The sequence below is a fragment of the Paenibacillus sp. FSL F4-0122 genome (genome assembly GCF_038002845.1).
Classification (GTDB): Bacteria; Bacillota; Bacilli; order Paenibacillales; family Paenibacillaceae; genus Paenibacillus_AQ; species Paenibacillus_AQ odorifer.
Map to the genome: position 1 here is coordinate 5,772,997 of NZ_JBBODI010000001.1, position 13,130 is coordinate 5,786,126.

Sequence of the window (13,130 nt, forward strand, 5' to 3'; positions counted from 1 at the left end):
GACTATGACTTACTAGAGGGTATCCCCTCATTTGGATTGGAGAAGATTCCCGTTGTTGTTGGACTTATTATTCCAAATAACCTTCGACAAGTTTCATCAAGGTTTCTTTGCTTACCTTATTCAAGTCTCCTTGTATAGTATAGGCGTATTTCACCTTTTTGTCTGGGCTCTCGTATACCCATTTCAGCTCGTGCCACTGCGAAGGACCAAATTCTGTATGCAGCATTTCTACACCCTTCACTTGAACCTTCTCCTGCTTAAATTCAACTTTCTCGTCAATATACGATGTCGGGTCGCTTTTCCCGCTCAGATTATTGATCATAACCCCGATTTTATCTTCGCCATTTTGATATGTAACATTGAGAAGAGAAAACTGATCTGTCATTTCAACAGACATCATTGCATAGCCCTTATTGGACTCTTCCGCCTGTTTTCTCAGCTTTTCTGCCATTTTCTTTTTTTCTTCCGAAGAAGGAGGATTCACTTCCTGAGCATTTTTAAAGATTACGTCCGCCTTTTGGAAAGTATAATTTCCATTGATGTTGTCTGCGATCTTAATGGATTTATCCGTAATCTTATCGCGCAATTGAGATGGATTGTGGAAGATAGTCAACTTTGTTCCAAGATCTGTTTGATGATTCGGGTTATTGGCAACCATATAGAACAGCCCAGCTTCCCCGTTCTTTAGCACCTTTTCCTTCAGTTCAAAAAATGCCTTGAACCGCGCTGCCTCATCTTTCGATTCTGTTTTTACGTAATCTTTCGTAGATTTAGTTTCATATACGACTTTTCCATCTTTATTCGTCAAAGAATGATATTGAACAGCCGCATAACCCGTGGAGGCCATTAACATCATCCCTACACACGCAGTCAGAACAACTTTATATTTCATAAAAAACCGCTCCTTTTCTTTTGGCTTAGCATGTAATATTCTCATTACTCTTCCTGTCAAGTCGGCGTCGGGAATGCGCGGGTTATCAAACAGTTTTTTCAAATCCCGATCCCTGTCCATATTCATACACTCCCACTCCCTTCACTTGAGCATAATACTTTCGAAATTTTGCAGATGTACGTTCGTACTTTTTACGAAGGCTGGCGCTGTTTTTACCGAGAATCAATCCGATTTCTTGATAGCTTTTATCTTCGACACATCGTAAGATTAACAAATTACGCTCTTCTGACGATAATTTTGCCATGGCTTGATGTACGGATTCATCAAAATAGTTGGCTTCAATATGCAAATCGACTTCATTATTTTCTTTATCATCCTGGTAAAAGAAAGGCAAATATTTAACCAACTTTCGCTTACGGATGATGTCTATACATTGATGGTAGGCAATCTTGTATATCCAGGCGCCAAAATCGATCTGATATTGGGTATATTTTTTCAAGGTGCGGAAGGTCTTCAAAAATACCTCCTGTGCGTTCTCCTCGGCTTCGGCATAATTGCCCAGCATGTGATAACAGTAGAGAAAAATCGGTTTTTGATAAATCTCCATGATTTTCTCGAATTGTTCTGTGTTCCCATCCAACACATCTGCAATGATCTGATTTAACTCCGTATCATTCAAGCTGTCTCCCCCCTTTCACTCTATACAACGAAGAGCTCGACCCAAAATGTGACAGCAATAAAGATCATTACAATCTAAATCGAGCTTCGCAAGGAGCTTGTGTGGCCCTTTTCCGTTGGAATGTTTGTCCTTTTTTCGGCATAAAAATATCCCCTCCAAGTGTCACTCGAACCTCCATGATAACATGCAGGTTTTTTCGAGTGTCTACTTGAAGGGGATAATACCAAACAAGATCAACCTTTAGTTTTTATCTTAACCATTTTTTGAATCAATCGTGCATAAACCATCGGAATCTGAGAAGTGACATTTGCAACAAGTTGATGTGTTTGGTCTATATTTACACTTCAACTTCTCCGATCATTTGCTGTTCGATTTGTTTCATCTCATAAAAATAGCCTTTTTGCCCCATCAACTCCGAATAGGACCCCGTTTCGACTACCCTGCCTTGGTCCATGACCACAATCTGGTCCATCTCTTCCAATCCGGTTAGCCGATGACAAATCAGGAGAAGCGTATCATTAGCCGCCTGTGCGTAGAGATGCTTCAATACGTGATGCTCTGTCACATAATCCAGCGATGAAGTTGGTTCGTCCAGAAGCCATACCCGTCCTTTGCGGAGCATCGCTCGCGCCATAGCCAACCTCTGCTTCTCGCCGTCTGACAGATTCTCCCCTTTTTCATACACCATATCGGTCAACGATGTATCGGGCAGCTGCATTTTAGCTAGCACATCCAACAATTGTTCGTCAGCGTGTTCTTCTCCATTCAGCAGCAGGTTGTCCCGAATCGTTCCCCGGAAGAAATGACTTTGCTGAAATACCACATTAGCCGTTTGCCAAATGCTCGTCTCGTCCAGTTCCTTCACCGAAATACCGTTTAATCGTATCTCGCCAGCCGTTGGTGTTCGCAGTTTGAGCAGCAATTCGATAATTGTTGATTTTCCTGACCCACTCGGCCCGACTATTGCCGTTTTGGAGCCAGGTGAAATGTGCAGGGACATATCCCTGAGTGCCGGTCTCCACTCCCCTTCATATTGAAATGTAACATTGGATAGTTCCATCGTAACAGCATGATTAACAGGCAATGTGCCACTTGGTTGCGAAGACTGCTCATCAAAAGTCTGAACTGTTTCCGTCAGTCGTTTGGCTGCGTGTTCGCTATCCTCTTTATACGCGGGTAATGTGGCCATAGCCGTCGCTTCTTCAAATACGGTTTGTGATGCCATAACCAACATGGCAAGAAATACGCCTGCAAGCGCTCCTTCCATAATTAAATAGGCGCCGAGCGTCAGCACTCCCCAGGAAACGAGAAATGTAACAAAAGTGTGCATCGATTGCCCGCGCAGCAAGTGCCCGGCTGCTCGTTGCTGTTCAGTTGCCAATACAGCGGAAGCATGCTGAAGCTGCTCCTCCCTTTGTGCCAATTGACCATATACTTTCAAATCCCGGAAACCGTACAACACTTCGGTAACTTCCGTGGACAGCTGCGCCCTCTGCTCACGAACGCGTCCATGTGTTCTCCGCTGCCCGAGTAACACAATTCCCGGTACAACGAATGCCGTTACCAGCATACCTATTACAAACAAAACGGCAATCCAGATCGAAAAGGTAGAAGTAAACAGCACCGTAGCCAAAAATACCATGACGACCATGATCGGAGGATAAGCGACTCGCAAAAAATAATTTTGCAAACTTTCCACATCCCCAACGATCCGCGCAAGCAGATCCCCGCTTCGATTTTTGTTCAATATACCAGGCGTTAAAGGAATAAGCTTGGCGAAAAAGGATGTACGTAAACGGCTAAGCATGGAGAAAGTCGCCCGGTGAGAATACAAGCGTTCTCCATAACGACTCGCCGCCCGAAGCAGACCCAGCAGTTTGACCATGGAGGTGAGTACAATTAAAGTATAAAGCGGTGGCGCAAATACCGTTTGCGAAATCAGATACCCGCTCGCAGAAAAGAGTGCCACACCGGCTATGCCGGCAATAAATCCACCCAAAATCGAAAGAATGATATCCTTGCGCTCCTGAATCATCGCCTTTGACAGAACAGCCAGTTCATTCATGAGGATATCCCCCCTTTCCGCTCTACATCAATCATCTCGGCATACTGAGGCAGGCGCTCCAGAAGCTCGTCATGTCGTCCCGAGTCCACCAACACTCCATTGTCCATAAACAAAATCTTGTCGGCTTGTTGAATCGTATATAATCGGTGAGCCACCGTAATCATCGTAGCCGTTTTTGCCAGTTTGGCTATGGAGCGTTGCAGTACCCGCTCGGTGTGCAAATCCAGTCCAACTGTGGGTTCATCAAACAAAATGATAGCAGGACGCTTCAAAAAAGCGCGTGCTAAGGCAAGCCGCTGCTTTTCCCCACCAGACAGTCCCCGGCCTCCTTCACCAACAAAGGTATCAAATCCATGCTCTAATTGGGCTGTAAGCGCAGCGAGTCCGGCTTCCTCCCCCGCCCGCTCAATTTCAGCTCTGGAGATGTTTCCACCAGCACCAATCGCAATATTTTCAGAAAATGTGCCTGCAAAAATATACGGATGCTGTGTAATGTAGCTAACATGTTCGAACCATTCGGTTTCATCGTATTGCGAGAGTGGACTTCCATTCACCAGAAGCGTACCCGATTCTGGTTTCAGCAGACCGGCAATGAGATGTAGCAAAGTCGTTTTGCCGGAACCGCTTTTGCCAACAATCGCAATGTGTTCTCCTGGGCTAAGCTTGATCCGCCCCGTCTTAAGCTCGAAAGAATCTGGAGCATACTGAAACCGAAGTTGGTCAATTACGATAGACGGTGGTATTAAAAGGTCTCCAGAATGGGCAAGTTCCAGTTTGCTTATTCTGTCGGTCCTATCCCCGACCTTATCTATGCTGTCGATCTCGTCGATTCCATCGGTTGTTAATGCTCCTTCAATGCCATTAGCGTCCCTGCTCTCCCCTGCCGTTTCCTCAAGCATCTGTTCCACCTTACGAACCGCACCCATACTTGTCCGGCCGCTGTGAAAGGCTGTTCCCGTATTCTTTAACAGGTTGTAAAACTCGGGAACGAGCAGCAAAACGAAAAAGGCAGTGTGGAACGTCATAGCTTTGAAAACAAGCAACTGGATGGCCAGTTCGAGAGCCACAATACCAATGCTTAGCATCACGATTGATTCCAGCATGAATGTATTCGTAAACGCAATCTTCAAAATACCCATCGTGGCATCACGATAACCCAAGCTACTGCGTTCAATCTCCTGTTGCTGACGGTGAGCCCGTCCAAATATTTTCAATGTCACCAGTCCTTGAAGAGAGTCCAGAAACGTCCCTGAAAACTCAGCGAGTTGCGCATATTTTTCTTCGGATTTGTTCTTCGTTTTCAGCCCTACCAAAATCATGAACAGCGGGATGAACGGAGCAGTAAACAATAGAATGAACCCCGTGTTGGCATGTTGGATAAATGTAACGACCAAAATCAGAACCGGGATGATAGCAGCTTCCATCATACGCGGCATGTATTGACTGAAATAACTATCAGCCTCATCCACAGCATCCAGAGCAATACTGACCTTCCCTCCCGTCTGTCCACTAAGGGTTGAAGGCATGGAAGCATGGGTCAAGTTTTGCAGCACGGCTGCGCGCATATTTGTCTTGGCAGCAGCTGCCATATGCAAGCCAACAATACCGTTTCCATAAGACAATAGTGTGCGTACAGCCATAATAGCCAGAAGTATACCGAGCAACAGGATAACCGATGAAAATGAAGCTCTCTCCACAAAAATCCGTTGGACTGCTTCAGCAAGCAGTCCAGCCTGACTCACAATAGCTATACCAAGCCCGAGCGAAATGATTGCGAGGAGAGCCATGTTTTTCCTTTGTGAAGACATTTGTTGAGAAATCAAACTGGATTTCCTCTTCACAGATCACACCTCCTTTATATATAGGCTTGTAGGGAAACCTCAAACATGCCGTAATGGATTAATCAGCTTTATTTTTTCCCTTTTACATAATCCGCATCAAACAGGAAGAGTCTGAAGACCAGAATAAGGGATGGGATCAACAGGCATAGACCGCCGATAAACACAATAACTAATGCTAAGCCCATTGCCGGTGAAGTTGCACTGCTCTGAATCGTGATATACGGATCAAGAATATAAGGGTATTGCCCAATTCCATAAGCGAAAAAGGCACAGAAAAATTGCAACATGACGCATATAAAAGCTAATCCGTAACGGCGTCCGTTATATAATAGCCACATCGCGATCATGAAGAAAGCAACGGAAAGTGCCAGCAACCACCATAAATCCATCATATTTTGAAAATGCCGCTCATTGTGTTGACCCAAATAGATAAATGCTGTAAGTGCGAGGATTATCGTCGGTGTGCTCCAAAACAGGGCGTAGTTGCGCATCAGCTTCAACGCGGAATGATCCTCTGCCCGAGAAGCGTAAAATGTCAGAAATGAGCCGCTAATGAACAAAACGGACACAATTGCCAGTCCAACGATACTCCACGATAACGGATTGGTAAACAGCGCCCAGTAATCCAGAGAAACCGTCTCCCCCTGCTTCACGATAAAGCCGCCTTCAGACAAAGTTAGCGCCACTGACAACGATGCTGGAATAAGCAAACCTGTAGCTCCGTACAAAAAAAGATATACTATGTTTTTCTTGGAACCGTAATTTTCAAAAGCATAGAATGAACCGCGAATCGCAAGAAGAATCACTGCAATGCTTCCCGGAACAAGTAACGCGGAGCCATAATAATAGGCTGTGTCCGGAAAAAAACCGACGATGCCAATGTAGAAAAAGATAAAAAATACATTTGTAATTTCCCAAACGGGTGATAAATAACGCGAAATCAGACGATTAATGAGATGATCCTGCTTCGTTAAACGGGCATAAAAGGCGAAGAAGCCCGCTCCGAAATCAATGGAAGCTATAATTAAATAGCCGTACAAAAACAGCCAGAGCACCGAGATGCCAATCAATTCGTAACTCATCATTCAGTGCCCCCCTTTTCCGTAGATTGATTAGGATGATCCTTCATCCATTTCTCCATCTCAGCTTCTGCCGGATTATTGTTGAACAAGCGTCTTAGCACGATTACACACATACTGCCGAGAACGATGTACAAGAGCAATAAGGTGAAGAATATAATTCTTACATTCGGTGAAGACGTGGCCGCCTCCTCAACACGCATATATCCACGGATAATCCACGGCTGTCGGCCAACCTCTGCATAAAACCAGCCCAGCTCAACAGCCAGAAAAGCGAGGGGTGCGCTCAGTGCGATGATGCGAAGCATCCACTTGTTAAGCTCATTACGCTTTTTCCAGAACACAAACAGAAAATATAGGAACGAAATCGCGAGCAGAGTAAATCCGATTCCGACCATTAAATCAAACAGATAATGAACGAGAAGTGGTGGCCATTCTTCCTTGGGGAATTCCTCGAGCCCCGTCACCTCTGCATTAAAGTCTCCAAAGGCCAGGAAGCTGAGCAGCTTCGGAAGATGAAGAGCCCCTAGAACTTCATGCTCTGCATTCAGCCATCCCAATAGAACCAAATCCACACTGCTACTCGTCTCAAAATGCCACTCTGCCGCTGCAAGCTTCTCTGGTTGATGCTCGGCCAAAAACTTGGCGGACACATCACCGGCTAACGTGTTCAGCAAACCGAATAGTAAAACGACCGCCATCATGAGATTTAAAGATTTTTTGTGGTATGCGGACACACCTTTTCTCAGCATCGCGAAGGCTGCAATCCCGGCTAACAAGGCAGCTCCTGTCAAATAGGCCGAGCTTAATACATGGAACACTTTGGAGAACGTCGCCGTATTCAGCATCGCTTGCACCGGGTTAATCGCTGTGAATTGGCCTGCTTCCATGACAAAGCCTTCAGGCTGGTTCATGAATCCGTTCACCGTCGTAATAAAAACGGCAGACATGCCTGCCCCGGCGACAATCGGTATCGTCAGCAGCCAATGGGTATATGGATTTTTGAACCGATCCCACGTATACAAATAAATGCCCAGGAAGATAGCCTCGAAAAAGAACGCGAACACCTCCATGAATAACGGAAGTGCAATGACATTCCCAGCCAGTTTCATAAAATTCGGCCATACCAGGGCCAGCTGTAGTGAAATCGCTGTACCGGTCACAACACCAACCGCCACAGAAATGACAAATCCTCGAGACCACCTCTTTGCCATAAGTGTATAATGGGGGTCTTTCTTCCGGATCCCGATGAACTCTGCTATAGCGATCATTAGCGGTATACCGACGCCAATCGTCGCAAAAATAACGTGGAACCCGAGAGTCAAGCCTGTCACTAGCCTGCTCCATAGCACCGTATCAATTGCCATTCTTTACTGCTCCCTTCAAAACTCTGTTCATTTTTCGTCTTAAGTTGATACTTATGATTAGGCCCGCTAACTGTAGGCTGCATTCAATATCAGGTTTAGCAAGGCTCAGCGACATCGTTTCCTGTTCGTTTTAGTATGACATTCCTCGTTCTTTGCTATGTAAAAAGAGAAAAATTTCACAAAGCAAGAGTTGGCGAACCTGATTTACCTGTTACTGAGCAGTCAAATTAATAACGTGGCCTAATAATTAAAGTTATCTTATCTTAAATTTTAAGTATTTCAATCATCGACATCTCTTAATCCCTAAACGTTCAAGAAAGGGACAAATCTTTCTAACAACTCAGTGAATAACACAAAAAGCACCCGAAGGAGCTATTGATTGATTAGCGTATATGTGATGTCACAAGTTTCCTCCTACTTCGATGCTAACAAAAAAACGAAATTTTCTCATTTTAAGCCGTAATATACCCCCTTTTTGCAACAAAAAAACACTGACTTAAATCATCAGTGTTTTTTGAATTCAAGCTAATGTCATCTTCGTCATGACAAATCTTGAACTGCCACTATCATTTAGTACGACCGTAGAAAAAAGAATACCCATCTGACTTCCCGAGTTTAGTCGTCTCCGTTCCGTCCACTAGCTTGACCGCTTTCAGCAACGATACAATTTGCGTATGCATTAGCTTTGCATCAAATTTGTCCATCTCTCTGTTGTCACTATCCACGAGCAGATAGTCGGGCATTGGAATGAATCCAATCACCGGTATCCCTGCTTCAAATAAGGGCTGACTCTCTCCAAACTCAAACTTGTTATGTCCACGCAATAATACAGTACGTGTGCTATCTGTCTTTTCAATAGCCTTCAGCCAAATGGCTGCCATCATTTCATTGCCTGCATACGTATATTCTGTACTTATTTGTCCAGTTGGACCATAATGACCCGTATCATCGTCCTTCCACTCCATGCTGCCTAAATGCTCAACCGTAATTCCAGCTACAGCTTTTAAATGACCATTCTTGCCATCCCACAGCTCTCGATGCCCCTCCATCCAGGTGGAAGTTGCCTGAGAGGACCCTTTGAACTCCGGTAATCTAAAATGTCCTGTCACAAAAGCGAAAATCATCGTACGTTCCGGCTGCTCCTGCTGTAAGTAACGAATCATAGACAGCATGCCCACAGCGCCATTCTCCTCCACTACATTTATCCCATCCGTATGGGTATTTACGATAATCGCTTCGTCTTTATTCTTACCGTCAATTTTCACATAAAAGGATTCTGTTGGGGCATCTTTTTGAATTTCCGCTTCTAAAATAACCGTACCTTCTTTATGCTCCTGAGCTGCGCTGATCACCTTTTTCCCTTCCGTTTCATTAACCCAGATTGCAGGGATTCCTGCATAATCGGTGGTAAAAGGCACATATTGCTCTTCAACCTTATCGTCAGATACCCCTTTCCAGACTAAAACAACAGCTTTTACGCCCATTTCCGTCGCTTGCTCCAATTTAGCTTCTTTTAAAGCTGTAGTGAGGACCAGATCGCCTTCATTTGGGGCAATTTGGTTGTCCATTGGAGATGAAGCCCGCATATTCATAACGATCCCACTTGGAAAATTTCTAAAATTCTCAATTTCAATGACAGCAATTTTTCCACTGGCCTGGCCATATTCACCACGCTTCGTATACACCAGCTCCCCTGTCACACCTTTTTCGTCAGTTTCCCCGGAATAGGGAAAAGCTGAAGAGACATGAATTGCCTGCTGATCAATCATTAAAGCACTGTTCTTTTCTTCCCATCGGTCAAAAGTATAGCGATCACGATATACTTGCAGCCCCATATCCGTTACCTGCTGCTCCAGCCAAGCAATAAACTGATTGTGACCCTCAGAGCCGGTTGTACGGCTTCCAAAAGAATTCATTACTTCAATATCTTTCAGCATCATTGCTGCAGAATCCAATTTACGTTCATCGATCGTCATAGCCGCATCAGCTGATAATGCCACAGGTGTTGTAATAGGTTTTGCATAGATTCCAATCCCCCAAAGTGCAGTAACGATAAGTGCAGTAATGCTGAATAACACTTTACGAACGGCTAGAAACGGAGTGACTCTTCTGCTCCCCGATTGCCCAAAGAGTCCTCTACATATGCCCGCTACGATCAGCAGCAGGATAGAAAGCGCAAGCAGCCAAAATTCTCTTGTTAGTAAGAATAGCCCTTCTGCCACCATCACACTAATAAAAACCACATGTACCTTCTCACGTTTCTTTAAAAGTAAAAAAGAGATGCCTAATTCTGCTAACAAAAAGATAATGGTCACGATCGAGATTACCGTTTCTTTGCCAATGAATACCGTAGCACAGAGTGCTAGGATCAAAAGCAGGACCGCTGACAATCGTCTATATAAGATTTCTAACATGACGCCCTCCCATTTTAACTAACGATTATTTTGACATTACATTTGTAATGCCTTATGGTTTTAGCATATTGAAAAGACTCATGAAAAACAATGAAACGAACATCAGAATGTACAAACGGAGGGGAAATGTCATCTCAAATCATGAATTATACAGTCCAAATACCTCTCAGCATCGTTCCAATAAAGAAACTAACCGTTTGACAAGAGAAGCCATCTGCACGGCATTAGTCTTCTTGATCCAGGAACAGTCTTTTAGTAAAATCACCATCACCGATATTGTGAAGCGCGCAGGGGTTTCTCGAACGGCCTATTACAACAACTATTCCTCCAAGCAAGAGATCCTGGTGGATTTGGTCGATTCGCTTATTTTCGAAATTAATCAAAAACTCTTACCTTACACCAATGAATTAACAGGCAAAGCTAAAGAACCTCAAAAATTTATCAAAGTGCTTTTCGAAGTTATTTTTCAGCAGCGGAACATCTACAAAGCACTGCAAAGCGCAAAGTTTGATGATGTAATTCTGGATTGCTTGAATGAAATGATGCTTTCTACTGCTCATGACAAAAGCGATGAGAATGTGTACCGAATATACTTTAAAGCGGGAGCCCTCTATAATGTTCTCCTTAAATGGATACAATCAGACTTTGCAAAATCCATTGACGAAATGACCAAAATTTGTCTTGAGGTATACCATACTCCAATGTCCCAGGAATAAGGTTTAAAAATCGTGTTTATAAATGAAAAAACAAAGAAACCACGGAACCAAATTCGGCTCCGCAGTTTAATTATCAACCCTACTATTGAATTTGAATTTGTTTCATATACTCTTTGAATGCCTCAGCGATTTCTTTATATTTTGTATGATGCAGATAATGTGAACCTTCCATTGGGATCATTTTGCCCTGTGCGGATTGTTTGACTTGCTCCTCATGCAGTGGAATCCACTGTTTATTGTGCTCGTTATTCGATTGAACGAAGAGAAGCAACGGCAAGTCATTTGGCATTGTGATTTTTTCTCCATTTTTGAAATTGGAACCGAGGTGGCTCAGTTCATTCATCAATGTTGGGTTGGTCGCGACTTGATTTGATATCAAACGCATCTGTTCTTTGGTATGCTCATCGAATGCAAGCGATTCATACGGATCTCCGCTCACTTTTTGGACCAATCTCATTAGCCCTGATTTTTGAAGAAACTGCATGGCTTTCAAAGGTAGTTTGACATCCATTCCGGGTTGATTGGGAACGCTGCTATCGATGCCGACAAAAGCAAGAACTTCATCCGGATAAGTATTCACATAGGTCGCTCCGTATAGTCCCGCGATGGAATGTCCCATTAGAATGTAACGGTCTACACCCAGTTGCTGCAAAGCTTCGTGAACCTCACTTACTATATTCTCAGTCGTTCTTTCCTTCTCGGTTTCATCGCTCAAACCATAACCGAAAGGCTCGACCACCACGACTTTGTAATTAGGGGTAATCTCATCGATCAGCAATTTGAAATCAAGTGCAGGTGTCGGGGTTCCTTGTCCTGGTAGGAGTACAACCGTTTGTTCTCCGCTGCCTTGAATAAGCACATTCATCTTTTTCCCATCCACATTGACATACTGGCCATACGATTCGATTTTCTTTTTCTCTACCCCGTCGCTGATTGCATCAACGATAAAAACGATGCCCATGAACAACACTAGCGCCCCTACAATACCTCCGATTATTTTTAACCATAGGTTCCGTTTCTTGTGGCTCTTAGTCCCAGTTGTTTTTATTTCCACCTTATTTGCCACGTTGATCTCTTCCCTTCCTTGTCCCTGTATCTGAAGTGCCGCCTTGACGACATATTCAAAGTGTAATCAATCAAGATGTACTCTTCGTGACGACAATATGAACGGAATATGAACAAGCCAAAAAAGAGGTTTTAGATCAACATCAAATCGGAAATGAAATAATGTTCTTGTCCTTTACTCAAAAAGCAGCGCCTCTCATTTAGAGGATCGCTGCTTTTTATTGTTACTTCATTTAATTATGTGTAGGTTCTCACTATTATATTATTTTTCAGCACAAATCATGAACATCGGTGTTGACCGGTTTAAGACTTGCTGTTTCTCATCCAGTACTTTGGCGTTCAAATTCTCTTCAGCAAAAATAGTGGTGAATCCTTCTTCCTTGAGAGTCCGTATATCCCATTCGGGACGCCACTCTCTGGTCAGTGGCAATACAAGACTCAGACGGTCTGTCTCCTCTATGTCCTTATGATGCGGGAGCTCACCAAAGCCCTTATCTACATAGACTTTCTGATCCTCTACTCGCTTTTGCTGCATCTCTTCGTCCCAGAGATGGCGATTCCAGTTGGCATCAAAAACCAGTAGCCGTCCCCCAGGCTTAAGTACTCTTTTCCACTCTTTGTAAGCTGACTGCGGATCGGTAAGGCTCCAGGTAACATTGCGGCACACGATCAGATCGAAATTCTCCGCAGCAAAGTCAAGCTTGTGCGAATCCATCTTGCGGAAAGTAACGGTGACACCTTCCCGACTGGAGTGGGAACGTGCTTCTTCCAGCATATTGTCGGTACAATCGATCGCAGTAACCAGATGCCCGGCACTTGAGAGAATCACAGAGAAGAAGCCAGGCCCGCAGCCAATATCTAGAACCTGCAATCTTTCCTTCTGTGGTGCGTTAGCGAGGATAAGCTTCAGCCAGGCCTCCCGCTGGAATCCGTTCAGTTCCTTCTGAATGCCTTCGCTGTACAGCTCAGCTTCGCTTTCCCAATACATTTCCACCTCTTGTTGTATACCCAT

10 protein-coding genes are annotated in these 13,130 nt (G+C 44.1%); 1 reads left to right on the forward strand and 9 read right to left on the reverse strand.

Annotated features, from left to right (window positions below):
* Window positions 1–67: 67 nt before the first annotated feature.
* The 7 genes from MHH49_RS25245 to MHH49_RS25275 form a co-directional block, all read right to left on the reverse strand.
* The gene (locus tag MHH49_RS25245) at window positions 68–892 is read right to left on the reverse strand and encodes a hypothetical protein (RefSeq protein WP_341138592.1); all 825 of its coding nucleotides are present in this window, start codon (window positions 890–892) and stop codon (window positions 68–70) included.
* A gap of 85 nt (window positions 893–977) precedes the next feature.
* Complete coding sequence (locus tag MHH49_RS25250) at window positions 978–1,571, reverse strand: RNA polymerase sigma factor (RefSeq protein ID WP_341138593.1); 594 nt, start codon at window positions 1,569–1,571, stop codon at window positions 978–980.
* Between the two features lie 337 nt (window positions 1,572–1,908).
* Complete coding sequence (cydC, locus tag MHH49_RS25255) at window positions 1,909–3,636, reverse strand: thiol reductant ABC exporter subunit CydC (protein WP_326047192.1); 1,728 nt, start codon at window positions 3,634–3,636, stop codon at window positions 1,909–1,911.
* Window positions 3,633–5,477 (reverse strand): thiol reductant ABC exporter subunit CydD, encoded by a 1,845-nt coding sequence (cydD, locus tag MHH49_RS25260; protein ID WP_076106652.1) that lies wholly within the window; start codon window positions 5,475–5,477, stop codon window positions 3,633–3,635. The genes cydC and cydD overlap by 4 nt, the downstream gene beginning before the upstream one ends.
* A 68-nt stretch (window positions 5,478–5,545) precedes the next feature.
* Complete coding sequence (locus MHH49_RS25265; RefSeq protein ID WP_076143652.1) at window positions 5,546–6,562, reverse strand: cytochrome d ubiquinol oxidase subunit II; 1,017 nt, start codon at window positions 6,560–6,562, stop codon at window positions 5,546–5,548.
* Window positions 6,559–7,923 carry a cytochrome ubiquinol oxidase subunit I gene (locus MHH49_RS25270; protein WP_076143654.1) on the reverse strand — a complete coding sequence of 455 codons (1,365 nt, stop codon included), beginning with the start codon at window positions 7,921–7,923 and terminating at the stop codon, window positions 6,559–6,561. The genes MHH49_RS25265 and MHH49_RS25270 overlap by 4 nt, the downstream gene beginning before the upstream one ends.
* A gap of 566 nt (window positions 7,924–8,489) precedes the next feature.
* Window positions 8,490–10,337, reverse strand: a complete 1,848-nt coding sequence (locus tag MHH49_RS25275) for a hypothetical protein (RefSeq protein ID WP_339810228.1) — start codon at window positions 10,335–10,337, stop codon at window positions 8,490–8,492.
* Between the two features lie 80 nt (window positions 10,338–10,417).
* On the opposite strand from MHH49_RS25275, the gene MHH49_RS25280 reads away from it, so the two are divergent.
* The gene (locus MHH49_RS25280) at window positions 10,418–11,053 is read left to right on the forward strand and encodes a TetR/AcrR family transcriptional regulator (protein WP_326047185.1); all 636 of its coding nucleotides are present in this window, start codon (window positions 10,418–10,420) and stop codon (window positions 11,051–11,053) included.
* Between the two features lie 82 nt (window positions 11,054–11,135).
* Here the strand turns inward: MHH49_RS25280 and MHH49_RS25285 are convergent, their stop codons facing one another.
* Together MHH49_RS25285 and MHH49_RS25290 are read right to left on the reverse strand one after the other, a co-directional pair.
* On the reverse strand, window positions 11,136–12,119 hold the full coding sequence (locus MHH49_RS25285; RefSeq protein ID WP_038571303.1) for an alpha/beta fold hydrolase: 984 nt from the start codon (window positions 12,117–12,119) through the stop codon (window positions 11,136–11,138).
* A 261-nt stretch (window positions 12,120–12,380) separates the two neighbouring features.
* Window positions 12,381–13,130, reverse strand: coding sequence for a class I SAM-dependent methyltransferase (locus MHH49_RS25290; protein WP_341138594.1), 750 nt, complete (start codon window positions 13,128–13,130; stop codon window positions 12,381–12,383).

Excerpts from the sequence above, each read along its gene's own strand:
- MHH49_RS25245 (WP_341138592.1), bottom strand. The coding sequence starts at position 892 with ATGAAATATAAAGTTGTTCTGACTGCGTGTGTAGGGATGATGTTAATG.
- cydC (WP_326047192.1), bottom strand. The coding sequence starts at position 3,636 with ATGAATGAACTGGCTGTTCTGTCAAAGGCGATGATTCAGGAGCGCAAG.
- MHH49_RS25265 (WP_076143652.1), bottom strand. The coding sequence starts at position 6,562 with ATGATGAGTTACGAATTGATTGGCATCTCGGTGCTCTGGCTGTTTTTG.
- MHH49_RS25270 (WP_076143654.1), bottom strand. The coding sequence starts at position 7,923 with ATGGCAATTGATACGGTGCTATGGAGCAGGCTAGTGACAGGCTTGACT.
- MHH49_RS25275 (WP_339810228.1), bottom strand. The coding sequence starts at position 10,337 with ATGTTAGAAATCTTATATAGACGATTGTCAGCGGTCCTGCTTTTGATC.
- MHH49_RS25280 (WP_326047185.1), top strand. The coding sequence starts at position 10,418 with ATGAAAAACAATGAAACGAACATCAGAATGTACAAACGGAGGGGAAAT.
- MHH49_RS25290 (WP_341138594.1), bottom strand. The coding sequence starts at position 13,130 with ATGGGTATACAACAAGAGGTGGAAATGTATTGGGAAAGCGAAGCTGAG.